23 protein-coding genes and 1 pseudogene are annotated in these 25,665 nt (G+C 74.9%); 8 read left to right on the top strand and 16 right to left on the bottom strand.

Going from position 1 to position 25,665, the window contains the following annotated elements; genetic code table 11:
• The 6 genes from KZX60_RS09840 to KZX60_RS09815 form a co-directional block, all read right to left on the bottom strand.
• Window positions 1-390, bottom strand: a complete 390-nt coding sequence (locus KZX60_RS09840; RefSeq protein ID WP_248117970.1) for an Rv3654c family TadE-like protein — start codon at window positions 388-390, stop codon at window positions 1-3.
• Window positions 387-767 carry a TadE family type IV pilus minor pilin gene (locus KZX60_RS09835; protein WP_248117968.1) on the bottom strand — a complete coding sequence of 127 codons (381 nt, stop codon included), beginning with the start codon at window positions 765-767 and terminating at the stop codon, window positions 387-389. The genes KZX60_RS09840 and KZX60_RS09835 overlap by 4 nt, the downstream gene beginning before the upstream one ends.
• A 97-nt stretch (window positions 768-864) precedes the next feature.
• On the bottom strand, window positions 865-1,077 hold the full coding sequence (locus tag KZX60_RS09830) for a DUF4244 domain-containing protein (RefSeq protein WP_138899813.1): 213 nt from the start codon (window positions 1,075-1,077) through the stop codon (window positions 865-867).
• Between the two features lie 172 nt (window positions 1,078-1,249).
• Window positions 1,250-2,335, bottom strand: coding sequence for a type II secretion system F family protein (locus KZX60_RS09825; protein WP_248117966.1), 1,086 nt, complete (start codon window positions 2,333-2,335; stop codon window positions 1,250-1,252).
• Entirely contained in the window at window positions 2,329-3,768 is a 1,440-nt protein-coding gene (locus KZX60_RS09820; protein WP_248117964.1) for an ATPase, T2SS/T4P/T4SS family, read from the bottom strand. Before KZX60_RS09820 ends, KZX60_RS09825 begins: the two co-directional genes overlap by 7 nt.
• 232 nt (window positions 3,769-4,000) lie before the next feature.
• Window positions 4,001-4,789 (bottom strand): CoA pyrophosphatase, encoded by a 789-nt coding sequence (locus tag KZX60_RS09815; protein ID WP_248117962.1) that lies wholly within the window; start codon window positions 4,787-4,789, stop codon window positions 4,001-4,003.
• A gap of 70 nt (window positions 4,790-4,859) precedes the next feature.
• On the opposite strand from KZX60_RS09815, the gene KZX60_RS09810 reads away from it, so the two are divergent.
• Complete coding sequence (locus KZX60_RS09810; RefSeq protein WP_248117960.1) at window positions 4,860-6,080, top strand: NAD(P)-binding domain-containing protein; 1,221 nt, start codon at window positions 4,860-4,862, stop codon at window positions 6,078-6,080.
• A 9-nt stretch (window positions 6,081-6,089) separates the two neighbouring features.
• Here KZX60_RS09810 and KZX60_RS09805 read toward each other — a convergent pair.
• Window positions 6,090-6,555, bottom strand: a pseudogene (locus KZX60_RS09805) (LysE family transporter).
• 70 nt (window positions 6,556-6,625) lie between these two features.
• Between KZX60_RS09805 and KZX60_RS09800 the strand changes: the two are divergent.
• Entirely contained in the window at window positions 6,626-7,501 is an 876-nt protein-coding gene (locus tag KZX60_RS09800) for an ArgP/LysG family DNA-binding transcriptional regulator (RefSeq protein WP_248117957.1), read from the top strand.
• A 101-nt stretch (window positions 7,502-7,602) separates the two neighbouring features.
• Here the strand turns inward: KZX60_RS09800 and nth are convergent, their stop codons facing one another.
• The gene (gene nth / locus KZX60_RS09795; RefSeq protein WP_248117955.1) at window positions 7,603-8,409 is read right to left on the bottom strand and encodes an endonuclease III; all 807 of its coding nucleotides are present in this window, start codon (window positions 8,407-8,409) and stop codon (window positions 7,603-7,605) included.
• Window positions 8,406-8,591, bottom strand: coding sequence for a hypothetical protein (locus KZX60_RS09790; RefSeq protein WP_248117953.1), 186 nt, complete (start codon window positions 8,589-8,591; stop codon window positions 8,406-8,408). Before KZX60_RS09790 ends, nth begins: the two co-directional genes overlap by 4 nt.
• Before the next feature lie 208 nt (window positions 8,592-8,799).
• Here KZX60_RS09790 and acs point away from each other — a divergent pair, with 208 nt between their 5' ends.
• A complete protein-coding gene (gene acs / locus KZX60_RS09785) occupies window positions 8,800-10,740 on the top strand; it encodes an acetate--CoA ligase (RefSeq protein ID WP_248117951.1) in 1,941 nt (646 codons plus the stop codon).
• A gap of 224 nt (window positions 10,741-10,964) precedes the next feature.
• Here the strand turns inward: acs and KZX60_RS09780 are convergent, their stop codons facing one another.
• From KZX60_RS09780 to KZX60_RS09765, 4 genes are all read right to left on the bottom strand, one after another.
• The gene (locus KZX60_RS09780) at window positions 10,965-11,417 is read right to left on the bottom strand and encodes a GntR family transcriptional regulator (protein ID WP_248117949.1); all 453 of its coding nucleotides are present in this window, start codon (window positions 11,415-11,417) and stop codon (window positions 10,965-10,967) included.
• Window positions 11,418-11,427: 10 nt separating this feature from the next.
• Window positions 11,428-11,622, bottom strand: coding sequence for a methionine/alanine import family NSS transporter small subunit (locus KZX60_RS09775; protein WP_248117941.1), 195 nt, complete (start codon window positions 11,620-11,622; stop codon window positions 11,428-11,430).
• A gap of 3 nt (window positions 11,623-11,625) precedes the next feature.
• The gene (locus KZX60_RS09770) at window positions 11,626-13,302 is read right to left on the bottom strand and encodes a sodium-dependent transporter (RefSeq protein WP_248117940.1); all 1,677 of its coding nucleotides are present in this window, start codon (window positions 13,300-13,302) and stop codon (window positions 11,626-11,628) included.
• 109 nt (window positions 13,303-13,411) lie between these two features.
• Window positions 13,412-15,034, bottom strand: a complete 1,623-nt coding sequence (locus KZX60_RS09765; RefSeq protein ID WP_248117938.1) for a CvpA family protein — start codon at window positions 15,032-15,034, stop codon at window positions 13,412-13,414.
• A 162-nt stretch (window positions 15,035-15,196) separates the two neighbouring features.
• Here KZX60_RS09765 and KZX60_RS09760 point away from each other — a divergent pair, with 162 nt between their 5' ends.
• Window positions 15,197-15,874: a Crp/Fnr family transcriptional regulator gene (locus tag KZX60_RS09760; protein WP_248117936.1), complete on the top strand. Its 678-nt coding sequence runs from the start codon at window positions 15,197-15,199 to the stop codon at window positions 15,872-15,874.
• A 54-nt stretch (window positions 15,875-15,928) separates the two neighbouring features.
• Here KZX60_RS09760 and KZX60_RS09755 read toward each other — a convergent pair whose 3' ends face one another.
• Genes KZX60_RS09755 through KZX60_RS09745 form a run of 3 tightly spaced genes read right to left on the bottom strand, consistent with a single transcriptional unit; the run spans window position 15,929 to window position 17,494 of the window.
• A complete protein-coding gene (locus KZX60_RS09755; protein WP_248117934.1) occupies window positions 15,929-16,792 on the bottom strand; it encodes an NUDIX hydrolase in 864 nt (287 codons plus the stop codon).
• Window positions 16,793-16,829: 37 nt separating this feature from the next.
• On the bottom strand, window positions 16,830-17,321 hold the full coding sequence (locus KZX60_RS09750; RefSeq protein ID WP_248117932.1) for a RidA family protein: 492 nt from the start codon (window positions 17,319-17,321) through the stop codon (window positions 16,830-16,832).
• 5 nt (window positions 17,322-17,326) lie between these two features.
• On the bottom strand, window positions 17,327-17,494 hold the full coding sequence (locus KZX60_RS09745) for a DUF4177 domain-containing protein (protein WP_248117929.1): 168 nt from the start codon (window positions 17,492-17,494) through the stop codon (window positions 17,327-17,329).
• A gap of 68 nt (window positions 17,495-17,562) precedes the next feature.
• On the opposite strand from KZX60_RS09745, the gene KZX60_RS09740 reads away from it, so the two are divergent.
• The 4 genes from KZX60_RS09740 to KZX60_RS09725 all read left to right on the top strand — a co-directional run bounded on the left by KZX60_RS09740 (window position 17,563) and on the right by KZX60_RS09725 (window position 24,748).
• A complete protein-coding gene (locus tag KZX60_RS09740; protein ID WP_248117927.1) occupies window positions 17,563-19,743 on the top strand; it encodes a transglycosylase domain-containing protein in 2,181 nt (726 codons plus the stop codon).
• The gene (locus KZX60_RS09735; protein WP_248117925.1) at window positions 19,740-20,720 is read left to right on the top strand and encodes a metallophosphoesterase; all 981 of its coding nucleotides are present in this window, start codon (window positions 19,740-19,742) and stop codon (window positions 20,718-20,720) included. The genes KZX60_RS09740 and KZX60_RS09735 overlap by 4 nt, the downstream gene beginning before the upstream one ends.
• Before the next feature lie 75 nt (window positions 20,721-20,795).
• Complete coding sequence (locus KZX60_RS09730) at window positions 20,796-22,781, top strand: ABC transporter ATP-binding protein (protein ID WP_248117923.1); 1,986 nt, start codon at window positions 20,796-20,798, stop codon at window positions 22,779-22,781.
• The gene (locus KZX60_RS09725; RefSeq protein ID WP_248117921.1) at window positions 22,778-24,748 is read left to right on the top strand and encodes an ABC transporter ATP-binding protein; all 1,971 of its coding nucleotides are present in this window, start codon (window positions 22,778-22,780) and stop codon (window positions 24,746-24,748) included. Before KZX60_RS09730 ends, KZX60_RS09725 begins: the two co-directional genes overlap by 4 nt.
• Window positions 24,749-25,665 lie beyond the last annotated feature (917 nt).

Raw genomic sequence — 25,665 nt, 5'->3', positions numbered from 1 at the left:
TCACCGCACCGAGGGCGGGCCGGCCACGGCCACCGCGCGGGCGGGCGGCAGCGGCACCCGGGCCACCTCCACCTCGACGCGCACCGAGCCCTGCGGGGACGCCGAGCAGTCCAGCACCCGGGCGTGGTTCCGCTCGGCCGTCTCCGCGGCGAGGGCGCACGGCTCCTGCGCGGTGATCCCGCGGCGGGCGTCCGAGGCCGCGAGCGCGGCGAGGTCCGCCGCGCCGGCCGCCTGCGACGCGGTGACGGAGGCCGCGCCCAGGGCGGCCACCGCGATCACGAGCGACGCCCCGAGGGCCACCGTGCCGAGGGCCGTGACCCCACCCGCGCCGCGTTCGTCGGCGAGGGCCTGCCGCGCCCTGGCCGGCGCACCGCCGCGGTGCGGGGTCACGACGCCTCCCCCGGGTGCGGATGCTGCAGCGGCGCCGCCGCACCGACCTCGAGCGCGATCGGCTCGATCCACCCCAGCGGGCCCGGGCCGGGATGGCTCACGGTCACGGTCACCCAGCCGTCCCCCTCCTCGTGCGCCAGGCGGGCCTCCTCCCCCGCCATGCGCTCGACGGTCCGCCTGGCCTCGCCGACGTCGTCCCCGCGGGCGAGGAGGCGCGCCGCCGACGCCGCTGCGTCCCCGTTGCGCACCTGCTGGACGGAGGCGGCCCCGGCGAGGACCACGGCCACGAGGATGAGCACGACCGCCGGCAGCAGGGCCGCGTACTCGGCCGTGACGGCGCCGCGCTCACCTGCCGACGCGGTGCGGGGGCGGGGCATGGCCGCCTCAGGACGAGGCGCGTCCGATTCACGACGGGGCACGGCCCCGGCCCGGCCACCGCGGGGGTGTCCGGGCCGGGGCGCGCCGTTGCGGGACTCAGTCACGCTTGAGGGCCTCGGCGATGATGTCCTTGAGCATCTCCTGCACCTCGGGGCTGGTGAGCAGGACGGCCAGGACGCCGGCGAAGCCGACGGCGGCGAGCGTGAGGATGCCGTACTCGGCGGTCTGGGCGCCGGTCTCGTCCTCGAGGCGCTCGCGGCCGACGAGATCGGTCAGGGCCAGGTGCAGGGCGGTGGAGAGCTGGGTCATGGGGTTCCTCCTGGAAGGGCGGCCCTCGGTGCGAGGGCGGTGGGACGGTCCGGTGCGGGCCGCTGATCCCAGACTGCGCGGGACGGCGTCCGCCGCGCTCGCCGCGTCCGCCGGCCGGGGACGGCCGCCCCGCGCCGGGCGGCCTGTGCAGGAGCGATCAGGCGCCCGCGCGTCACGGGCCCGCCGTGAGCAGGGCGATCACCATGGGGATCACGCCCCAGCACACGAACGCCGGCAGCAGGCACAGGCTCAGCGGCACCACGAGCCGCACGGCGAGCTCCTCCGCGGCCCGCTCGTCCGCGCGCCGCGACTGCTGGCGCACCGCGGCGGCCGTCTCCGTCAGCGCACGGGCTCCGGCCATGCCGCTGCGGTGCAGGGGACGCAGCCAGGCCGCCACCTCAGTCCACAGCGGATCCTGCGCCACGGGCTCCCACGCCTCCTCCCACGGGCGGCCCCAGCGCAGCAGGGCCGTCACGGCGCGCAGGGCGTGCGCGTCCGGCAGCGCACGGGCGAGGTCGTCGAGGGCCGCGGTGAGCGAGCGGCCCGCCGCGAGGAGCGGGGCCACGAGGTCCAGGACGACGGCGGGCTCGATCGACCCGGTCGGCCGGGTCGCCCGGGCGACGAGCAGACGCGTCCACGCCTGGCCGGCAAGCGTGAACAGCAGGCCCAGCACGCCGATGATCCACCCGAAGGGCGAGGTCAGCAGATCTGCCGGCGACGTGCCCAGCAGCCACGCCATCCCGAGGCCGCCCATGGGCAGCCACTGCAGCAGCCGGGCGGTCGCGCGGGGCCCCGCCGCGGCGCTGCGGCGGGCGCGGGCCGCGTCGACGGCGGCCTCCAGGGTGTCCGCCAGGCGCGCGGCGATCGCGGCGGGCGCGGCCCCCGCACGCCGCCCGGCCGTGAGGGCGGTGTCCACCAGCTCCCAGCCCGGGTCCGGCGGCGCCGCGCGCCCGGGCAGCCGCCGCCACGGACGTCGCCCCGCACGGTCGGCGCTGCCGCCCACGTCGGAGCAGGGACCCTCAGCGTCCAGTCCGAGCCGCTCGCGCGCGGCCCGCCGGCGGACGCGGTGGTGGAGGCAGCAGCCCGGGCGGGGCCGCGCGCAGGCGGGCACGGTCCGGGCGACCTCCGCCCAGGCGCGGTCCGCCGGGAGTCCGGCCCGCAGCAGCGCGGACCAGCGGCGCAGGACGGCCACGAGGTCCTCGGTCGCCTTCTCCGGATCAGCCCGAGGCCGGCACAGCGGTCCGGGGATCCTCAGCACGTGTGCCGGCCCTCGAGGCGGGCGCGCAGCAGCTCGAGCCCCGGGCCCTCGACCGTGCGTCCCGCGGCGCCGCCGCCGTCGTCAGCGATGCCGTCCTCCCAGGTGAGCGCGGGGACCAGGGCGAGCGGCCCCGGGGCGTCCGCGGGGACGGCGAGCTCCACGGGGTGCCGGCCGTGCACGTCCCGGACCACGTGGAGCACGGCGTCCACCCCGGCCCGGGCCTGGGCGTCGACGGCGGCCGGGCTCCACCCGGCGAGGGAGGCCATCGCGGTGAGGCGGGCGGGCACGTCCGCCGCGGCGTTGGCGTGCAAGGTCCCCCAGGCACCCTGGTGGCCCGTGTTCAGCGCAGTGAGGACGTCGGTCACCTCGGCGCCGCGGCACTCCCCCACCACGAGCCGGTCCGGGCGCATGCGCAGCGCGTGGCGGATGAGCTCGGGGAGGGCCACCTCCCCCGCCCCCTCCTCGTTCGCGGCGCGGCACTGCAGCGCCACCACGTGCGGGTGCTCCGGCGCGGCCTCGAGGGTGTCCTCCACGGTGATGATGCGCTCGTGCGCGGACACCTCGGAGAGGGCCGCCGAGAGCATCGTGGTCTTGCCCGTGCCGGTCGCGCCGCTGATGAACACGGTGGCCCGGTGCAGCACCAGCCACTGCACCGCCTCGGCCCAGAGTCCGCCGTCGGGCCAGGACTCGGCGAGCTCCGCGAGCGAGCGGGCACGCCGTGCGGGCACGCGCAGGCTCAGCACCGTGCCGCCACCGCTGACGGGCGGCAGCACGGCGTGCACGCGGACCCCGCCCACCCGGGCGTCGGCCATCGGGACGGCCCCGTCGAGGCGCCGGCCCGCCTGCCCCAGCAGCCGGACCGCGAGCGCGTGGGACGCCTCCGGGTCCAGGCGCGCCGGGCGCCGGATCAGCCCGCCCGCCCCGTCGGTCCACACGGCACCGCCGCCGTCCACGAGGACGTCCGTGACGCCCTCGACGCCCACCCAGGGGGCGAGCGGGCCGAAGCCGGCGAGCTCCTCCTCGAGGGCGCGGGCCTGAGCCTCCCGCACGGCGGGGGCCGGCGGGGTCCACGGCCGATCCGGATCGGGGGCGCCGCGGCCGATCCGCCGCCACCACGGTGCGGGACGCATGGCATCCGCGCGCCGCTGCGCCTCGGCGTCCGCGAGCACCCGCTCGATCAGCGGACGCAGGTCCGCCTCGGTCGCGGGATCCCCCTCGGCGCACTGCTCGGCGATCCTGCGGCGCAGCGCGGCGGCGTCGTCCGGCCCCGCGGACGCCGCGGCCAGCGGGGCGTCGTCCGGCCCCGGGGACGCCGCGGCCGGCGGGGCGGCGGCCGGCGGCGGATGCCCTGGCCGCGGTGGGTGAAGGCCGGACCGGACGGACGGGCGGGCACGGCGGGGACGGGGTGGGGCATCGGGCACCCAGGGACGCATGGCGGACCTCCAGCGGGACGGCGGGTCCGGCGCCGACGTCGACGGCCGCCGGCCTCCGCCCAGTCCAGCCGCCGCGCACGGGGCCCGGCCCGTCCGTGCCCGATTGCGGGGACACGCGAGCCCCGGGCGCCGCCTGTGCAGGAGCCGCCGGGCCTCAGAGGTCTCCGGCGACACCGTTCCGCCACCGCCCGGCCCCCTTCAGCCGTGGGATCGCGTCAGCGCCCCTGCCCCGTCAGTCGCTGACCGGCTCCCACGTCTCGGCGTCGATCACGCGGCTCCGGTCCCAGGGCACGGACCAATCGAGCAGGTCCAGCAGCCGGTCCAGCAGTGCCGCCGTGAACCCCCACACGAGCCGCTCCCCCACGAGGAAGCCGGGAGTCTCGCCGCGGCGGCCGCCGGGCCGCGCCACCCGGCACCGGTTCTGCGGGGCCACGAGGTCGGCCACGGGCAGGCGGAACACGGCGGCGGCCTCGGCCTCGTCCACCACGGCCACGCGACCCGGGCGGCACCACCATCCGATCACGGGGTGCACCACGTGGCCGGACACGATCAGGGGCACCGGGGGCAGGACGCCCAGCACCTCGACGCCGTCCGGATCCAGCCCCGTCTCCTCACGGGCCTCGCGCAGGGCCGTGGCCACCACGTCCGCATCCTCGGGGTCCACGCGCCCGCCGGGGAAGGCGATCTGCCCCGCGTGCTGGCGCAGGGTGGACGCGCGCTGTGTGAGCAGGACGTCCACGGCGGGGTGGACGCGGCCGGCGTCGTGGACCGCCGGGACGTCGTCGAGTGCGCCGACGAGGATGAGCACGGCCGAGGGGCGCGCCTGCACCGGGCGGGGCCAGTCCAGGCCCCACGCAGAGGCGGCGCCGTCCGGGACCGCGGTGAGCGCGGCGGCGTCGTGGCGGCCGGGGACCTCGGCCACGCCCCACCGGGCCGTGAGGGCGGTCAGCTGGTCGCGGGCCCCCGCGATCGAGCCGGGGAGGGCGGGGGCGGACGCAGGGTGCGCGGCGGGCTCGGTCATGTCCCCCACGCTACCCACGGCCCGGTGCATGAGACGCCGGCCGCGGGCGGGGCTCGGTAGCCTCGGAGCCATGAGCGCCTCGCACCCCGCACCCACGACGGCGGCCCCGACCGCCGTCGACGTCGCCGTGATCGGCGGCGGCCAGGCCGGCCTCGCCGCCGGATTCCACCTCCAGCGGCTCGCGCGGGACGTCGAGCGCGGCCGCGCTGCGGGGCCCGCGCCCTCGTTCGTGATCCTGGACGCGGCAGGGGAGCCCGGCGGCGCGTGGCGCCACTTCTGGGACTCGATCGAGCTCTTCTCCCCCGCGGAGCACTCCTCCCTGCCCGGCCACCGCATGCCGGCCCTGCCGGACGCCTCGGCCACGGAGTCCGGCAACCCCGACGCGCTCCACGTCGTCGACTACCTCGCCGACTACGAGGAGCGCTATTCCCTGCCCGTCCGCCGCACCGCGCGCGTCAGCACCGTCACCCGGGACGCCTCGGCGGCGGAGGAGCCGCCGTTCACCCTCCTGCTCGAGGACGGCTCCCGCCTCACCGCCCGGGCCGTGGTCTCCGCGACCGGCACGTTCACCCGCCCGTACCTGCCCGCGGTCCCCGGGGCCGCGGAGTTCGCGGGACGCCGGCTGCACTCCGCGGCCTACCGCCGTCCGGAGGACTTCACCGACCAGCGCGTGCTCGTGGTGGGCGGGGGCAACTCCGGCCCCCAGGTGGCCGCGGACCTGCTCGACCACGCCGCGGAGGTCACGTGGGCGTGTCGGCGCCCGCCGCGCTTCATGCCGGACGACGTCGACGGCCGCGTGCTGTTCCAGGCCGCCTCGGCGCGGGTGCTGGGCCGGGACGGCCCGTCGGTCGGCGAGCTCGGGGACATCGTGGCCGTCCCGCCCGTGCGCCGGGCCCGCGACGAGCACGGGCTGCATGCGGTCCCCATGGTCTCCCGGCTCACCCGGCGCGGCGCGGCCTGGGACGACGACGCCGGCCTCGAGCACGGCTGGGCGGCGGACTCGGCGGCCGCCGCGGAGGTGCGGGGCACGGATCGCACGTTCGACGCGATGGTGTGGAGCACCGGCTTCCACGCGGAGCTGCGCCACCTGCGGCAGCTGGACCTGAGCACGACCGGCTCCGGCGTGCCCCGCACCCGGAGCGACCTGCCGACCGCGAGCACCGACGTCCCCGGCCTGTACCTGCTCGGCTACGGCGACTGGTGCGGGCCGGCCTCGGCCACGCTCGTGGGCGTCGGCGTGTGGGCGCGGAACACCGTGGAGGACGTCGCCGCCCGACTGGCCGAGGGCTGAGCCGCCGGCTCAGCTGAGCATCAGCCGCACGGCGAGCACCGCCATGACCGCGGCGATGAGCACGTCCAGGACGCGCCACGCGCTCGGCGAGGCGAGCGGGCGGGCCAGGAGCCGCGCCCCGAACCCCAGCCCGGAGAACCACAGCACGGAGGCGAGCACGGCGCCGGCGGCGAACACCCAGCGTCCGTCCGGGCCGTGCTGGTTGGCGAGGCTGCCGAGCAGCACCACGGTGTCCAGGTAAACGTGCGGATTCAGCCACGTCAGGGCGAGCGTGGTCCCCAGCACCGAGCCGGCCGTCCGCGGCGCCGGCCGTGCCTCCCACGATCAGCACGGCGTCCGATGCCGCGCACACCGCGACGACGGGGCCCACGTGCTCACGGCGCACGCCCTGGCGCAGGACGAGGGCGTTCTGGGCGCCGATCGCCACGATGAGGGCGAGTCCGGTGAGCAGGCCCGTCACGGCGAGGTTCCACATGAGCCTGACGCTAGGGCGGTCTCGAATCTGAGACAAACGCATCATCCTGCGATTGCCTAAGCTCTGCTTCATGAATCTCGAGCAGCTGCGCGCCCTGCTGGCCATCGTCGACGAGGGCTCGTTCGAAGGGGCGGCCCACACGCTGGGCGTCAGCGCGTCCGCCGTGAGCCAGCGGATTCGCGCGCTCGAGCACACCGTCGGCCAGGTGGTGGTCCGGCGAGGCAGCCCCTGCGTGCCGACCGATGCCGGCACGGCCCTGGTGCGCATGGCCCGGCACGTGCAGGTCCTCGAGGAGGAGGCCTGGGCACGTCTCGGCCGGCAGGCGTCCGGTCGCAGCGTCACCGCGCTCGCCGTGCCCGCGGACGCCCTGGGCACGTGGTTCCAGCCCGTGGTGCGGGACGCCGCCGCCTGGCATGACACCGTGCTGGACCTGCACGTGGAGGACCAGGACCACAGTGCGCAGCTGCTGCGGCGGGGCGAGGTGCTGGCCGCCGTCACCACCGAGCCGGTCCCCGTGCCGGGCTGCGAGGCGGAGCCGCTCGGCCACATGCGGTACGTCCCCGTGGCCGCGCGCGCCCTGCTCGAGCGGCACCGGGGGGCCGGCGCCGTCGACCTCGCGGCCATGCCGATGATGCGGTTCAACGTGAAGGACGACCTCCAGGGCATCGTGCTGCGCTCCGCCGGAGTCGCCACGGCCCCGCCGACCCACACCGCCCCGTCCTTCGACGCCTTCCAGCGCTGCGTGGAGGCCGGCCTGGGATGGGGCATGCTCGTGGACCATCAGGCTCGCGAGGGCCTGCGCGACGGCGGCCTCGTCCGCCTGCCGGGGGTCGACGACGTCCTCCTGCCCCTGCACTGGCAGGCCGCCACCCTGCCCTCACCGCGCCTGCTGCGACTGACCGCGGCCGTCCGTGCCGCCGCCCACCGGGGGCTGGAACCCCCGTGAGGCGCCGCATCCGAGGCACCGGCCCCGTCCGTCGGCCGGGTGCCGCGCTGCGTGCCGGCCCCGCCCCGATCAGGACCCGGTCAGGACCTGGTCCGGACCGCTCATGCCCCGAGGGAATGCCCCAGGGCCCGGAGCTCGCGGCGCGTCCGCCCCGCGCGCATGAGTGCGAGCAGCTCCTCCCGGCCGGGCTTGAGCTCGTAGGCCAGCAGGGACCGCGCCCTCTCGGGGTCGGTCTCGCCCGCACCGTAGCTGGGGCACCACCGGGCGATCGGGCAGGCCCCGCACGCCGGCTTCCGCGCGTGGCACACGCGGCGGCCGTGGAAGATGAGGTGGTGGGAGAGCATGGTCCAGTCCCGCGGCGGGAACAGGGCGGCGACGGCGTGCTCCACCTTCACCGGGTCGGTCTCCTCCGTGAAGCCGAGCCGGCGCGCCAGGCGCCCGAAGTGCGTGTCCACGGTGATCCCGGGGCGGCCGAACGCGTTGCCCAGCACCACGAACGCCGTCTTGCGACCCACCCCCGGGAGGGTCACGAGATCCTCGAGGCGGCCGGGGACCTCCCCGTCGAAGCGCTCCACGAGCTCGACGGAGAGCCGCAGGATCGCCGACGCCTTGTTCTTGTAGAAGCCCGTGGGGCGCACGAGCTCCTGCAGCTCCACCTCCGTGGCCGCGGCCATGGCCGCCGCGTCGGGGAAGCGCGCGAACAGCGCGGGGGTCACGGAGTTCACCCGCACGTCCGTCGTCTGGGCCGAGAGCACGGTGGCCACGAGCAGCTCGAAGGGGTTCTCGAAGTCCAGCTCGGCCACCGCGTACGGGTACGCCTCCGCGAGCGCGCGGTCGATCCGCCGCGCCCGGCGCGTCAGGGCCAGCGGGCTCTCCCCCGTCGGCGTCGTCGTCCCGTGCGCGCTCACGCCGACCGCCGCCCCGCCACGGCCGTGAAGGAGCCCTGCGGGGAGTCCGCCCACTCGGCGCCCGCGTCGCGCAGCAGGGCGTCGTGAGGCCGCGGCCCCCCTGCTCCGCCTCCTCGGCGTCGGGCAGCTCGTCCCACGGCTCCGCCGCCGGCCACCACCACGTCCCACTGCTCCCGAGTCATGGACCGATTCTCCCGTGCCGCGGTGGCGGGCGCGAACGCATCCGGCGGCCGCTCGCCGTGGGGAGCAACACGAACGGCGGTGATTTGCCGCCTCCGGCCCCGCGCGTCATGCTGATCCCGACAGACCTGTGCCACGCGTCACACCGGCGACCGGCCCTGCCGGCCACCCCCAGATCCCGGCGCGCCCCGCCCCGAAAGGACACCCCCGATGGATGAGCAGATCCCCACGTTCCCCCCACCACCGGAGTTCGCCGCCCAGGCCGTCGCCACGGCGGACCTGTACGCCGAGGCCTCCGAGGACCGGCTCGCCTACTGGGCCCGCCGCGCCCGCGAGGCCCTGCACTGGGAGGAGGACTTCACCGAGGTCCTGGACTTCTCCGACGCCCCGTTCGCGACGTGGTTCGCCGACGGCACCACCAACGCCGCCTACAACGCACTGGACCGCCACGTGGAGGCCGGCCGCGGCGAGCGTGTGGCCATCCACTTCGAGGGCGAGCCGGGCGACACCCGCACCTACACGTACGCCGAGCTGGCCGCCGAGGTGCGGCGGGCCGCCAACGCGTTCGAGTCGCTGGGCGTCGCCAAGGGCGACCGCGTGGCCGTCTACCTGCCCATGATCCCCGAGGCCGTCATCACGATGCTCGCGTGCGCGCGCATCGGCGCCGTGCACTCCGTGGTGTTCGGCGGCTTCTCCGCCGACGCCCTGCGCTCCCGCGTGGACGACGCCGAGGCGAAGCTCGTCGTCACCGCGGACGGCTCCTTCCGCCGCGGCAAGCCCTCCATGCTCAAGCCCGCCGTGGACGAGGCGCTCTCAGCCCCCGGCCACACCGTGCAGAACGTCGTCGTCGTGCGCCGCAACGAGGCCGAGGTGCCCATGGCCGAGGGCCGCGACCACTGGTGGCACGACGTGGTCCCCACCGCCTCCGACGAGCACGAGCTCGTGTGGCACGACGCCGAGCACCCGCTCTTCATCCTCTACACCTCCGGCACCACCGGGAAGCCCAAGGGGATCCTCCACACCACGGGCGGCTACCTCGTCCAGGGCGCCGTGACGATGCACGACACCTTCGACCTCAAGCCGGAGACGGACGTCTACTGGTGCACCGCCGACGTCGGCTGGGTCACCGGCCACTCCTACGTCGCCTACGCGCCGCTCGTGAACGGCGCCACCCAGGTGATCTACGAGGGCACCCCGGACTCCCCGCACCAGGGCCGGTGGTGGGAGATCGTCGAGAAGTACGACGTCACCATCCTCTACACCGCGCCGACCGCGGTGCGCACCTTCATGAAGTGGGGCCGCCAGATCCCGGACGGCCACGACCTCTCCTCCCTGCGCCTGCTGGGCACCGTGGGCGAGGCCATCAACCCCGAGGCGTGGCGCTGGTTCCACGAGGTCATCGGCGGCTCGCGCTGCCCGATCGTGGACACCTGGTGGCAGACCGAGACCGGCGCGCACATGCTCACCCCGCTGCCCGGCGTCACCACGCTCAAGCCCGGCTCGGCGCAGCAGCCCGTGCCCGGCGTCGTGCTGACCGTGGTGGACGAGGCAGGCGAGCCCCTCGAGGGCACCGCCGCGGGCTTCCTCGTGGCGCGCGAGCCGTGGCCGTCCATGCTGCGGGGCATCTGGGGCGATCCGGAGCGCTTCAAGGAGACCTACTGGTCCCGCTTCCCCGGCATGTACTTCGCCGGCGACGGCGCCCGCTACGACGAGGACGGCGACATCTGGCTGCTCGGCCGCGTGGACGACGTCATGAACGTCTCCGGCCACCGCCTGTCCACCCAGGAGATCGAGTCCTCCCTCGTGGCGCACGAGCTCGTGGCGGAGTCCGCCGTGGTCGGCGCCGCGGACGAGACGACGGGTCAGTCCGTCGTCGCCTTCGTCCTCCTCACCGAGGAGGCCTCCGCCCGGGGCCTGGACCCTGCCGAGGTCGAGCAGGCGCTGCGCGCCCACGTGGGGCACGACATCGGCCCGATCGCCAAGCCGAAGCGCATCCTCGTGGTGCCGGAGCTGCCCAAGACCCGCTCGGGGAAGATCATGCGCCGCCTCCTCAAGGACGTCGCCGAGGGCCGCACCCCCGGCGACGCCACCACCCTGGCGGATCCGACCGTCATGGACCGCATCGTGGAGACCCTGGGCGACCTCGCCTGACCTGCGGAGCACAGACGAGCCCTGCGACGTGGGGGGCCAGCGGCGGGGAGGGGGCGCCCCCTGCCGGGGGGCGGGGGCCTGTGGGGGCCCGCCCCTGCCCCGCGGCGCACACCCGAGCCCGGCGCCGTGGTGCCCATCCGGAGCGGATGGGCACCACGTCGCAGGGCTCGTTCCTCGTGGCGCTCAGGTCTGGTGCGTGGACAGGGTTGCGACGCCGCGGCGCCTCAGCCCCGGGCGGCGGCGGCCAGGCGGACCTGCTCCACGGCGTCGGCGGGCGTGAAGCCGAGGCGACCGACGACCTCGTCCACGAAGCGGCGTGCTGCCTGTCGGGCCTCCTCCCTGCACCCCTCCTCGGACGCCGCGACGAACGTGCCCGCGCGACCGCGGGTCTCCACGGCCCCGCGAGCCTCGAGCTCCTTGTAGGCCTTGGCCACGGTGCCCGGGGCGAGCCCGAGCTCCCCGGCCAGCGTGCGCACGGGCGGGAGGCGGTCGCCGCGGGCGAGGAGACCGCGGGCCACGGCCTCCACGACGGCGTCCACGAGCTGCGCCGAGGCGGGATGCGGGGCCGAGCGGTCGACCGACAGACACGGCAGGGACGGCGCGGCGACACGCGAGGGCGGGGAGGCCGCCGTGGCAGCCTCCCCGCCCTCGCGGTGCGCAGGGGTGCGCGAGGTCATCCGGCGTGCATCAGACGCGGTGAGCGGGGGCGTCGTCGTCCACCGGGGCTCCGAACGCCTCCTCGTCGGCTGCGTCCCAGGCCTCGTCCGGAAGGTGGCCGGAGGTCTCGTCCGGGTGCCGCACGAGGTGGATCATCGCGACGACCAGACCTCCCCAGACCAGGACGATCGCGAGGGTCATCATCATGATGGCTGCGGTGCTCATGGCTCAGTGCTCCTTCCGGACGGCCCGGGCCGCCGCGTCGACGGACGGGTCCGTCGTGTCCGTGCGGACCACGGGGATGGCGCCGGTGGGCGTGGTGCCGGCCGGGACCGCGTGGGTCGGGATGAGGTCGCCGTGGATCTCGTTCTCCACGGGCTCTTCATAGAGGTTCGACTTCTTGGACCACGGGATCAGGGACAGCAGCACCGCGAAGGCCACCGAGCCGAGGGCCAGGCCCCAGCCGTACTGGCCGAGGAACTCGCCCGGGTAGTCGCCGTAGCCGTCCCGGATGGTCTCCATGATCCAGGAGAGCCAGATGTAGGAGAGCACCAGGGGCATGACCACGCCGATCAGCAGCGTGAAGATCCCGCCCACACGGAACGAGGAGACCGCGTTGAGGTGGGCCACGATCCGGCGCGCCGAGCCGAGGACGGCCGTCACCACGAGCACCGACATGAGGGCGGCACCCACGATGCCGAAGTTGTTGGCGAAGGCGTCCATGGTGTCCAGCATGTAGAGGCCCGTGGTGGTGGAGAACAGTGCGAGGGACACGATGGCCGAGAGGCCGACCACCACCAGCACGGTGGTCCAGCGGCCCCAGCCCAGCTTGTCCTTCACCGCCGAGACCACGACCTCGAGGATGGAGATGAGCGAGGTGAACCCCGCGATCACGAGGGAGCCGAAGAAGAGGATGCCCACGAGGGCGCCCATGGGGGCCTGGGAGATCAGCGTGGGGAACGCGACGAAGGCCAGGCCGATTCCGCTGGCCACCACCTCGTCCACGCGCACGCCGGAGGCCTGCGCCATGAAGCCCAGCGCCGAGAACACGCCGATGCCGGCGAGGATCTCGAAGCCCGAGTTGGACAGGCCGACCACGAGGCCGGAGCCCGTCAGGTTCGTGCGCTTCTTCAGGTAGGACGCGTAGGTGATCATGATGCCGAAGCCCACGGAGAGGGAGAAGAAGATCTGCCCGTAGGCCGCGATCCACACGCCCGGCTCGGCCAGGGCCGCCCAGTGCGGGGTGAAGAGGGCGTCGAGGCCCTGCGTGGCGCCCGGCAGGGTGAGGGCGATGACGACCAGCACGAGGAACATGACGATGAGCAGCGGGATGCCGATCATGGACGCCAGCGCGACGCCGCGGCGGATGCCGAAGCCCATCACGAGGATGAGGATGACCCACACCGCGAGCATCGGCCAGAACACGCCGGGCACGATGTCGAACGAGGGCTGCGGGGCGTCGGCCACCTGGAGGTAGGTCCCGTTGAAGAAGCCCTCGGGGTCGTCGCCCCACTCCTCGGTGAGGGAGAAGCCCGTGTAGCGGATGGACCACGCGATGATGGCCGCGTAGTAGATGCCGATGACCACACAGATGAGCACCTGCCACCAGCCGATGGCCTCGGCCCAGCGGTTCAGCCGGCGGAAGGCCAGGGGCGCCGAGCCCCGGAAGCGGTGGCCGATCGCGTAGTCGAAGAACAGCAGGGGGATACCCGCGGTGAGGAGCGCGATGAGGTAGGGGACGACGAAGGCGCCGCCGCCGTTCTCGTACGCCACGTAGGGGAAGCGCCAGATGTTGCCGAGGCCGACCGCCGAGCCGATCGCCGCGAGGATGAAGGCCCAGCGGCCAGTGAACTCCTCACGGGACTGCCGCGGTGCGGCGTCCGTGGCGGAGACGGATGTGGACATGGGGGACCTCCGGGGAAGGACGGGGTGCAGATGTGATCGACCACACAATACGACATCGTCCGATGCGTGGGAACCCGCGTCCAGGATGCAGACGCGGCGGGGGTACGGGTCAGCCTCCCACGACGCACTGCCCCGCGGAGACGGTGGAGCTCAGGCTGGGCGCGACGGCCACCGTCCGGGCGATCGCGTCCGCCGTGAGGGCGTAGCCGATCTGACCCGACCCCGGCGCGCGGGCGAACACGAGGCCGGCGAGCGTGCCGTCCTCCGCCACCACGGGCCCGCCGGAGTATCCGTGGCGGATGTCCGCCTCGAGGGTGTAGACGTCCACCGCGGAGACGGCGCCGCCGCCCACGGCCTCGAGCGGGACCTCGCCCACGGCCTGCACGCGGGCGGCGGTGGTGGCGAACGGGCCGCTGTCCGGGTAGCCCATGGCCGTGGCCGTGTCGCCCACGCCCAGCTCCGCACCCAGACGCGCCACGGGCAGCTGCGCCCCGTCGACGGCGAGCACCGCGAGGTCCCGGGCCGTGTCCAGGAGGACGACGCGTGCCGCGTACACCCCGCGGTCGCGGTCGAGCACGGTGGGCGCGGGGACGCCGGCCACCACGTGGGCGTTGGTGAGCACGCGGTCCGGGGCGATCGCCACTCCGGAGCCGCTCTGGACCTGCGCGCAGGCCGTGGCGGTGCCGGTCAGGCGGACCACGGAGCGGGACACGTCCGCGGCCGGCGCCGGCTGCGGTGCGGCGGCCGGTCCGGACGGACGGGCAGCCGCCGTCGTCGGGCTCGACGCCGCCGCGGCCGGTGCGGGCGCGGAGGAGGCCGGGTCTGCGGGCGCGTCCGGCTGGGAGCGCGACGGTGCGGCGTCCGGCTCGGGCGCGCCGGGCTGGGACGCGCCGGGCTCCCCCGGCGCGGGGGTGCTGGGGAGCGGTGCAGGCCCCGCTCCCGCCGAGTCGTCGGCAGACGTCGGCGACGTGGCCGACCCCGGCTCGCCCGGGGTGCCCGCGTCGCCGGGGGTGCCGGCCTCGCCGGGCCGGGCCGCGCCCGGGGTGTCCGCAGGGGCCGCGCCGCCGGACGGCTCACCACCGGGGGCCGCGGCCGAGGAGCCGGGAACGGCAGCGGCGTCGGGGCCGCCGGACCCCGTGGCACCGGAGCCGAGCGCCGCGGTCACGGGCGGCAGGTCGGGCGCGTCGGCGTCCTCGGCGGGTGCGGGCAGCTCCACCTCGGGGAGGCCGTCGAGGCCGGCGACCGCGGCGCGGGCGCGGGCCGCCCACGAGAGAACAGCGTCGGGCATGGCGGCGTCCACCGTGGTGAGCACGCGGGACCGGGCGACCTCACGGGTGACCGCGGTGTTGCCCAGGGCACCGAGGGAGAAGGAGAGGAGGCCCATCACGAGCGCGGCCACGAGCACCGACGCCAGCGCGCCGAGGAGCCGGTCCACGCGGCGCAGCACGGGCGGACCGATGCGCAGGCGCAGCTGCGCGCCGATCGCCGCGCCGACGTACTGGCCCGAGGCGACGAGGGCCACCACCGTGACCAGGGTGAGCACCCACCGCCAGCCCGTGCCGGTGGCCCACTGGGAGACGACGGGCACGGCGAGGAAGGCGATGAGCGCGCCCGCGATGAACCCCGCCAGGTTGCCCAGCACGACGCCGAGGCCACGGCGATGGCCCTGCACGAAGAACATGACCAGGAGCACGAGCAGCACCGCGTCCAACCAGGTCAGGCCGAAGATCATCCCGTGTCCACTCCTCATCCTCTCCCCGCGCGGAGCATCCGCGTCGGCAGGCGCCGTGGGGGACTCCAGGGTATCGGCAGCCTCGAGGGGCATGGGGCACAATGGACCGGACAGACTTCGGCGGCACGCCGTCGGGGTGAGACAGGCAGAGGAAGGACGCACATGGATCTCGAGGTTCTGCGGAAGGCCCCGCTGTTCACTCACCTGGACGACGAGGTGTTCGCCATCCTGACCTCCGAGCTGACCGAGGTGGAGCTCTCGCGCGGCTCGTCCGCGTTCCACGAGGGCGATCAGGGCGACCAGCTGTACGTGATCATGTCCGGCAAGGTGAAGCTCGGCCGGACGGCTCCAGACGGGCGCGAGAACCTCGTGGCCGTGCTCGGCCCCGGTGAGATCTTCGGCGAGATGGCCCTGTTCAACCCCGCGCCGCGCAGCGCCACCGCCACTGCGGTCTCGGCCGCCCGCCTCGCGGGCCTGCGCCACGAGAACCTGCGCCGCGCGATCGCGTCCTCCCCCGAGGTCTCCCTCCAGCTGCTCCAGGCCCTCGCCCAGCGCCTGTCCAAGACCAACGAGTCCCTCGCGGACCTGGTCTTCTCCGACGTTCCGGGCCGCGTCGCGAAGGCGCTCCTGGACCTGGCCGACCGCTTCGGCCGCCCCGCGGCGGACGGGCTCCTCGTGGCCCACGACCTCACGCAGGAGGAGCTGGCCCAGCTGGTGGGCGCCTCTCGCGAGACCGTGAACAAGGCGCTCGCCGAGTTCGTGCAGCGCGGCTGGATCCGCCTCGAGAACCGCGCCGTCGTGATCCTGGACCTGCAGCGCCTGCGCCAGCGTTCGCGCTGACCCGCACCGCACACACGAGGGGGCCCGCCGAAAGGCGGGCCCCCTCGTGTGTGCTCAGTGCCGCCCGGTCTCCTCGGCGTGCATCCACAGGCGGCCGCTGCCGTCGTCGGGCTCGGTGACCACGGTGCGCTGCGGGATGGCGCCCCGCCCCACCCCTTCCGTGAGGGAGAGCAGGAAGGCGGCGGCCGTGCGGTGGGCGGCCACACGCCGCAGCAGCGCCTGGGTCATGGGCGTGGAGACCTGGTCGAGGCGCACCGTGCCCGCCTCGCCGAGCCAGCCCTCCGGACCGGGCAGGGCCACGGGCCCCTCGAGGATCCGTCGCGCGGAGCACCAGCCCCGCTCGCTCGCGCCGGCGGCCGCCTCCGACGCGGTCTGCTGCGGCGGCAGGGCCGCGGCGAACACCACCGTGTCGAAGCGCCGGTGGCTGTGGAGGGCGCTCTGCCAGCGCTCGAGCGGGCGCAGCAGGTCGGCGCGCAGTCCCAGACCGCGGGAGTCCAGGAGCGAGGGCAGTCCCGCCTCCCCCTGCTCGAGGGAGGCCCGTGTCCCGCCCCAGGAGCGGCCACGGGGCTGGAGCACGATGTCCCCGTCCGAGCGCCCCGCCAACAGGACGCCGGTCTCCTCGAAGAGCTCGCGGACCGCGGCCACCACGTGCTGGCGGGCGCGGCGCCGATCCGGGATGCCGAGGCACGCGGACCAGCGCGCGGGCTCGGGCCCGAACCACCGGCACGTCTCCGCGTCCGAGGTGGAGAGCGAGCCCCCGGGAAGGCCCACCCGCCCGAGGGGAGTGTTCCCCGTCCGGTGGCGCAGCAGCACCTCGGGCCCGTCCGTCCCCTCGCGCACCATCACGACGGCGGACGCCGGACGGGCGGGGCGCACCTGCCGGAATCGCTGGGCGAGCCACTGGCGGGCGAGGTCCACGTCCTGGTCCGGGACGGGGACCCGCCGCGCGGCGGCGTCAGCGGACGCGGACAGTGATCTCGACCTCCACGGGCGCGTCCAGGGGCAGCACGGCCACGCCGACGGCGGAGCGGGCATGGCGGCCCGCGTCGCCGAAGATCTCGGCGAGCACGTCCGAGGCGCCGTTGATCACGCCGGGCTGACCGGTGAAGTCGGGGGCGGAGGCCACGAAGCCGACCACCTTGACCACCTGGACGACGCGCTCGAGGTCGCCGACCACCTCATGCACGGCCGCCACGGCGTTCACCGCGGCGACGCGGGCCAGCTCGGCGGCCCGCTGCGGGTCCACCTCCGCGCCGACCTTGCCGGTGGCCGGCAGGGCGCCGTCCACGAAGGGCAGCTGGCCGGAGGTGAGGACGAGGTCCCCGTCCCGCACGGCGGGGACGTAGGAGCCCACGGGGGCGGCGACGGCCGGCCGGGCGAGGCCCAGCGCGGCGAGCCGGTCCGCCGCGGTCCCGGAGCCCCAGGAGGGGCGGTCGGGCTCGGTCATCGGGCTCACGCGGCCTTGGGGCGCTTGAGATAGGCCACGGGGTTGGCGCCCTCGGGGCCGGGGATCACGGCCACGAGCTCCCAGCCGTCCTCACCCCACTGGTCGAGGATCTGCTTGGTCGCGTGGATGAGGAGGGGGATGGTGGAGTACTCCCACCGCGTGTGCTGGGTCATGGGACCAGCGTAGCGAGCACGCGTCCCGCCCGCAGGGCGGCCCACCCACGCGGGATACACTTCCCGCCATGGCGTCCCGCAAGTCCCCCCTCCCCGCTCGCTCCAGCGTCCTCGGACGGATGCTGGCGTACCTGGGGCTCTCCGCCCTGGCGGGGCTGCTCGTGGCGGGGCTGATGCTGCCGGCCGTGAGCCTCGCGGGCGCGGGCGTGGGCGTGGGGCAGGACATGCTGGACCGGATGCCGGACGAGCTGCCCACGGAGCCCGTCTCGGTCCCTTCCACGATCGTCTCGGAGGACGGCCAGGTGCTGGCCACGTTCTATGCGGAGAACCGCACGCCGGTCACCCTGGACCAGGTCTCGGACCACATGGAGCACGCGATCGTGGCCATCGAGGACGCCCGCTTCTTCCAGCACGAGGGCGTGGACGCGCGCGGCCTGGTCCGCGCGGCCGTGCACAACGCCACCTCGGACTCCACCCAGGGAGCCTCGACGCTGACCCAGCAGTACGTCAACCAGCTGCTGATCAACTCCCAGCAGATCCGCGGCGACTCCCGCCTGACCATCTCCGGCAACAAGAACGTGTCGGACAAGGTCAAGGAGATCAAGCTCGCGGTGGCCGCGGAGAAGCAGATGTCCAAGGAGCAGATCCTGGAGGGCTACCTCAACATCACGCTCTTCCAGGGCCGCGCCTACGGCGTGGAGGCCGCGTCGCAGTACGTCTTCGGCAAGCCCGCCGCCGAGCTGGAGAGCTGGGAGGCCGCCACCCTGGCCGGCATGGTCCAGTCCCCCACCGGCTACAACCCTTCCCGCAACCCCGAGGGCACCACGAACCGCCGGGACACCGTGCTGCGCGCCATGCGCAACAACGGCTACCTGAGCGAGGAGGAGCTGCAGCACGCCCTCGCCCAGCCCCTCGAGGTCGTGATGAAGGGCGTGCCCTCCGGCTGCCTCAACGCCGAGTTCGGCGCCTACTTCTGCGACTACGTGGAGCGCCAGGTCCTGGCCGATCCCACCTTCGGACCCGACGTGCTCTCCCGCCGCGCCCTCCTGGACCGCGGCGGCCTGACCATCCGCACCACCCTGAACACCGAGCTGCAGAAGTCCGCCGAGGACATCACGCGCCGCGCCATCCCGAACGACGAGGCCTACGGCGCCGGCCAGGCCCTCGTGTCCCTCGAGCCGGGCACGGGCAACATCCGCACGATGGCGCAGAACACCGAGTACGCCATCAAGGACGAGCTGGGCCGGACCACGCTCAACCTCAACGCGGAGCGCGAGTGGGGCGGCGGCGCCGGCTTCCAGGCCGGCTCCACCCTGAAGCCCTTCGTGGCGCTCGCGTGGCTGCGCAACGGCAACCACCTGGTGGACACCGTGGACGCCTCGCGGAACCTCTACCCCGCGGGCACCCGCTTCCAGGCCTCGTGCCGGCCCGGCGGGTACGTCAGCATCGGCACCGACTGGAACATCAACAACGTGGTGGGCGGCCTCGTGAAGCGGGACCGCATCGACGAGGGCATCTTCTGGTCCGTCAACACGCCGACCGTGGCCACGGCCTACCAGATGGACCTCTGCGACATCACGAACCTCACGACCCAGCTGGGCATCCGCCGGGCGATCGACGGCTCCCCGCTGCAGCCGGACGAGCCCACCTTCCTGCTGGGCTCGGACTCCGTGGCGCCGCTCTCCCTCGCCGGGGCCTACGCGGCCCTCGCCGCGAACGGCCTGTACTGCGAGCCGCGCGCGATCCTCGAGGTCACGGACACCACCGGCAACCAGTACGACGTGGGCGAGCCGACCTGCACCCAGGTCGTCGCCCCCGAGCACGTGGCCGAGCTGACCCCCGTTCTGCGCCACCACGCCGGCTACAACCTGGCCCCGGACGGCGCGGGCTACGAGTTCGCCGGCAAGTCCGGCACCAACAACAACAACTCCTCCACGTGGTTCGTGGGCTACACCACCGAGCTGGCGACGGCCGTGTGGTCCGGCCGGTACACCAACCTGAAGTCGATGATCGGCGAGACCGTCCGCGGCCAGAAGCGCGACGTCTTCTATGGCACCACCTTCAACGGCCCGTCCTGGCTCGAGTTCAACCAGCGCGCGAAGGAGATCTACCCCCCGGGAGAGCTCCCCGAGTACTCCGGACCGCAGTCCGAGGACCCCGGCGAGGAAGGCCCGCACCCGGACGGCACGGACTTCTTCGTGGAGGACATCCAGCGTGGCGGCGCCGACCCCGAGAACGTCCCGGAATGAGCACCGTGGACCTCACCCGGGGCCGTGGACGGCGGCTCGTGCGCACCGGCGCGCGGGTCGCCGTCGGCGCGGGCACGACGGCGGCCCTCGGCCTGGCCTGGGGCCTCGCCGAGGCCGAGGCCCGGGTGGTGCGGACGCACACGCTCGCGGTCCTGCCCGCGGGGGCGCGGCCGATGCGCGTGCTGCACCTCTCCGACATCCACCTGCTCCCCCGGCACCGCGCGAAGCTCGCGTGGCTGCGCGGGCTCGCGGACCTGGAGCCGGACCTCGTGGTGAACACGGGGGACAACATCTCCGCGGCGGCCTCCGTGCCGCTCGTCCTCGACGGGCTGGCCCCGCTGCTGGACATGCCCGGCGTGTTCGTCCCCGGGTCCAACGACTACTACGCGCCCAAGCCGGCCAATCCGCTGCGCTACCTCCGGGGGCCCTCCCGGATGGAGGCCGGGCGGGCCGAGCTGCCGCACGGCGAGCTGTTCGGCGCCTTCCGTGCCGCCGGGTGGGCGGACCTGACCAACCGGGGGGTCGTGCTCGAGCTGGGCTCCGAGGGTGGCGTGCCGACGCGCATCGCGGCCGCCGGCACGGACGACCCGCACCTCGGCCTCGACGCGTGGCCGGGCTTCCCGGAGGAGGCCGCGGCGCCGGCAGGTGCGGCGGCCCGTCCCGACGACGGCGTCCTCCGCCTCGGCGTCACCCACGCCCCGTACCGGCGGGTGCTGGACGCCATGACGGCGGACGGTGCCGACCTGCTGCTGGCCGGCCACACGCACGGCGGGCAGGTGTGCCTCCCGTGCTTCGGGGCGATCGTGACCAACTGCGACCTGCCCCGCTCCCAGGCCTCGGGCGTGTCCACGTGGACCGCGGCGGGGCGCACCGTGCCCCTCGAGGTGTCCGCCGGGCTCGGCTCGGCGCCGTCGGCACCCGTGCGGTTCGCGTGCCGGCCCGAGGCGGTCGTGCTGGACCTCGTGCCCCGGGTCTGAGCGGGACCCTCCGAACCGCACCTGCCTGGGGCGATCCCGCCCTGTGAGGTCCGCCGCCGCCGGTAGAGTGCGCGTGTGACCCGCACCTCCTCCGAGCCCCTCCCCCTGCGCGACGCCCTGCACGGGGTCGCCCCGTACCTGGAGGGCATGCGCGGCCGCTGGGTGGGCGGGCTCCTCGCCGCCCTCGCCGCGGGGCTCGTGGCGCTGGCCATCCCCCAGGTGATCCGCGTGCTCGTGAACACCGTGTTCGCGCACTCGGCCCCCGGCGTCCCGGGTCCGGCGGACCCCGCCGCCGGGGTGTGGTGGGCGGCGCTCGCCCTGGGCGCCCTGGGCCTGGCCGAGGCGTTCTTCATCTGGCTGCGCCGCTTCTTCATCCTGCCGCCCGCCGCGGACGTGGAGAACCGGGCGCGGATCAGCATCTACCGGCGGCTGCAGCGCCTGCCCGCGAGCTTCCACGACGCGTGGCCCTCCGGCCAGCTGCTCTCGCGCGCCCAGGCGGACCTCTCCCTGCTGCGCCGCTGGATCGCGTTCGGGTCCGTGATGCTCGTGGTGGAGAGCGTGACCATCGTCGTGGGCCTCGTGCTGCTCTTCACCATGTCCTGGCAGCTGGCCCTGCTCTACCTCGTGGCCGCCGTGCCGATCATGATCCGCTCGTTCCGCTTCCGCAACGACTTCCGCGCCGCCTCCCGCCTCTCCCAGGACCAGGCGGGCGACCTCGCCACCACGGTGGAGGAGTCCGTGCACGGCATCCGCGTGCTCAAGGCGTTCGGCCGCGGACCCGACGCGCTCGAGGGCTTCCGCGGGGAGGCGGAGACCCTGCAGGGCACCGAGGTGCACAAGGCCGCGGTGCTCGCCCAGTTCACGGGCCTCGTGGTCGCCCTCCCCGAGGTGGTGCTCGGCGTCGCGCTGGCCCTGGGCGTCTACCTCGTGGCCGTCGGCGACCTCACGGTCGGCGCCCTGGCCGCGTACTTCGCCACCACGGCCGTGCTCTCCCGGCCCGTCGAGGGCATCGGCCAGCTCATGGGCATGACCCTGGCCGCCAAGACGGGCATCGACCGGCACCTCGAGGTCATGCGCACCCCCGTCGCCATCGCCTCGCCGACCGGCACCGACGCCGCCGAGGAGCAGGCCACCTCGCGCGCCGTCGCCTCCTCGGAGGCCACCTCGGCCGTGGTGCTGGACGGGCTGCCGCCGTCGTCGGGCCGCCTCGCGTTCCGGCACGCGCGCTTCGCCTACCCGGACACGCCCGCGGACGCCGCGCCCCTGCTGGCCGACGTCGACCTCGAACTCGTGCCCGGGGAGACGATGGCGCTCGTGGGCGTGACCGGCTCCGGCAAGTCCACCCTCGTGCAGCTCGTGCCGCGCCTGCAGGACGTCACGGGCGGCGCCGTCGAGGTGGACGGGCTCGACGTGCGGGAGTATCCCCTCGAGGAGCTGCGGCGCCGCGTGTCCATCGCGTTCGAGGACGCCACCCTCTTCTCCGACACGATCCGGGCGAACGTGCTGCTCGGCGCGCCCGCGGAGGCGATCGCCGACGGCCTGGACTCCCCCGCCGCCGAGGCGCTGCTGGAGACCGCGCTGGACACCGCGCAGGCCGGGTTCGCGAAGGACCTGCCCGAGGGCGTGGACTCAGAGATCGGCGAGGAGGGGCTCAGCCTCTCGGGCGGCCAGCGCCAGCGCATCGCGCTGGCCCGCGCGATCGCAGCCCGGCCGGCCATCCTCGTGCTCGACGACCCGCTCTCCGCGCTCGACGTGCGCACCGAGGAGGCGGTCACCGCCCGGCTGCGGCAGGTGCTCGCCGGGACCACGACCCTGATCGTGGCACACCGGCCCTCCACGGTCGCCCTCGCCGACCGCGTGGCGGTGCTGGAGGACGGGGTGATCATCGACGTCGGCACGCACGCCGAGCTGCTCGCCCGCTCCGCCGCGTACCGCGACATCATCACCACGGGCGCGCAGGCCGACCGCACCCTCGAGCGGCTCGCCGACGCCGGGGACGCCGCTTCCCATGCCGACGCCGCCGGTTCCCACGCCGCCCCGACCACGGAGGACGCCCGATGAACCCGCAGGATCCCCGAGCGCAGGCGCCCGGCACGGCACCGGATCGCCCGGCCGACCGCGGCGTGACGGGCCCCGACACCTCGACGCTCACCGTGGTGGACCCGGCGCAGGCGGCCTCCCTGCGCGTCGTCGGCGTGGGCGGGGAGGAGTCCCTCGAGTACACGCCCGAGGAGCGTCGGCACGTCCGCCGCCGCTCGTGGGCGCTGCTGCGCCAGCTCGCGGCGCCCGTGCGGGGCACGCTCCTGCTCACCGCCCTGCTCGTGCTCGTCTCCAACGCGGCGCGGGCGGCCGTGCCGCTGATCATCGCGTGGGCCATCGACCGGGGCCTGCCCCAGGTGGTCGAGGCCGTGCGCACGGGCGCGGACCCGTGGCCCGTCGTCGTCCTGGTGGGCGGGGTGTACGCCCTGACGGGCCTGACCGCGGGCGTCCTGCTGGGCGTCTACCAGTGGCTCACGGCCAAGGCGAGCCAACGCATGCTACTGGCGCTGCGCGTGCGGGTGTTCCAGCACACGCAGCGTCTCTCGCTCGGCTTCCACGAGACCTACACCTCCGGCCGTGTGATCTCGCGGCAGACCTCGGACCTCGAGGCGCTCCGGGAGCTGCTGGACCAGGGCGTGTCCTCGCTCGTCTCGGGCGTGCTGTTCATGGTGTTCACGTCCGCGTCGATCGTGCTGCTGGACGCGCCGTCGTTCCTGGTCCTGCTGATCGCGTTCGTGCCCGTGGCGATCGCGGTGCGCTGGTACCAGGTGCGCTCCGAGGAGGCCTATCGCCGCTCCCGCGTGTCCTCCGCGCGGTCCATCGTGCACTTCGTGGAGACCATGACGGGCATCCGGGCTGTGCAGGCGTTCCGCCGCGAGCGGGCCAACGACGCGAAGTACACCCGACTGGCCACCGCCTACCGGGACGACATGGTGGAGACGCTGAACCTCTTCGGCGTGCTGCAGCCCGTGCTCGTGGTGACCGGCAACCTCACGGTGGTGGCGCTGCTGGTGTTCGGCGGCCTCCGCGTGCTGGCCGGCGACCTCGAGGTGGGCGTGCTCGTGGCGCTGCTGCTCGCCGGGCGCCGCGTGTTCCAGCCCATGGAGATGGTGGCCATGTTCTACTCCTCGTTCCAGTCCGCGGGCGCCGCGCTGGAGAAGGTCTCGGGCCTGCTCGAGGAGGAGCCCGCCGTCGTCGAGGCCGCCCAGCCGGCGCTGCTGCCGGGGGCGACGCGCCCCGGCGAGGGCGTGGCCTCCGGGCGCATCGAGTTCCGCGACGCCGTGTTCGGCTACGGGCCGGAGAAGGTGATCCTGCCCGAGTTCGACCTGACGATTCCGGCCGGGCAGACCGTGGCCGTGGTGGGGCAGACCGGCGCGGGCAAGTCCACCCTGGTGAAGCTGATCGCGCGGTTCTACGACCTGACGTCCGGCTCGCTCACCCTGGACGGCGTGGAGCTGAAGGACCTGGCGAGCCGGGACCTGCGGCGCAACGTGGTGATGGTGACGCAGGAGGCGTTCCTGTTCTCCGGGTCCGTGGCGGAGAACATCGCGCTGGGCCGGCCGGGGGCGTCCGAGGCGGAGATCCAGGCGGCGGCGCGAGCCGTGGGCGCGCACGAGTTCATCCTCGCGCTGCCCGAGGGGTACGACACCGACGTGTCCAAGCGCGGGGGGCGGCTGAGCGCAGGGCAGCGGCAGCTGGTGTCCTTCGCGCGGGCGTTCCTCGCGGACCCGGCCGTGCTGATCCTCGACGAGGCGACGTCCTCGCTGGACCTGCCGAGCGAGCGCCTCGTGCAGGACGGCCTCGAGCGGCTGCTGGGCAACCGCACGGCGCTGATCATCGCGCATCGGCTGAGCACCGTCGAGACCGCCGACCGGGTGCTCGTGGTGCACGACGGCCGCATCGTCGAGGACGGCAGCCCGGCGGAGCTCGTGGCGCAGGGCGGCCGGTTCGCGGCGCTGCACCGGGCGTGGGAGGACTCGCTCACCTGACCGATCCTCTCCCCTCCGGAGGCGGACACTTTCGATCGCCCGTGCGAAGCCGGTCAGCCGGTCGTCGGCGGTGAGGCGCAGCGAGCGCCACCCGTGGTCCTGGAGCCATCCGTCGCGCCGCGCGTCGCGTGCCTGCTGCTCGCGGGACCGATGGTGCTCGCCGTCGTACTGGAGTGCCAGCCGCCACGCCCGATAGCCGAGGTCGACGATGGGGGCGAACCGATCCTGCGGATCACCGGGCACCTGAAGCTCCGGCTCCGGCAGCCCAGCGTCGATCAGTGCGAGGCGGAGCTCGGTTTCCGGTGGGGAGTCGGCCCCGACCCGAACCAGGTGCAGTGCCTCCCGCGCCAGGCGCACTCCCTTGAACCGGCCCGTCCGGCGGAGGGCCTCTCGGAGTCGCTCGGGAGTCGTGACGGGGTCGCCTCGCTTGCCGTCCGCCCACGGCCGGTTCACCAGCGCGTCTCCGGCGATCACGAGGGGGTCGCGGGGCCCGCGCGGCCTCAGCGCGGCCAGGTCGAGCCAAGCCCGCTCCACCGAGGTGGTGCGGATGCCGTGGATCTCCACGACGTCGTCGGCCGGAACCTCACGGCTGTGGGTGCGCACACCCACGCGATCGCAGATGCCGAGCTCATGGGGGCGGCTGATGTGCAGACGCCCGTCAGGCCGCACCCATCGGGGAACCACCAGGCGGTGCACCAGCAGCGCGCTCTGATGGGAGAGGACCCCGCCTGCCTCCTGGACGACGGCGGCCGCCTCCTCCGGAGGCCACGGCACGGGGTCCTCATCGTGCGGTCAAGCCCCTTGTGGTGGTGTAGCGGTTGGATCCTTCGTTGGGGTTGTCAGGTGCTGAGCTCGAGGGCAGTGTCGGTGTCGGTGCCCACCTCGCTTCCGGTGTCCTCGACGGGGGTGAGGCGGCA

Source organism: Micrococcus sp. EYE_212 (assembly GCF_023147585.1).
Classification (GTDB): domain Bacteria; phylum Actinomycetota; class Actinomycetes; order Actinomycetales; family Micrococcaceae; genus Micrococcus.
The sequence above is the reverse complement of the archived record's forward strand: the minus strand, read 5'-3'. Positions and strand labels throughout refer to the sequence as shown.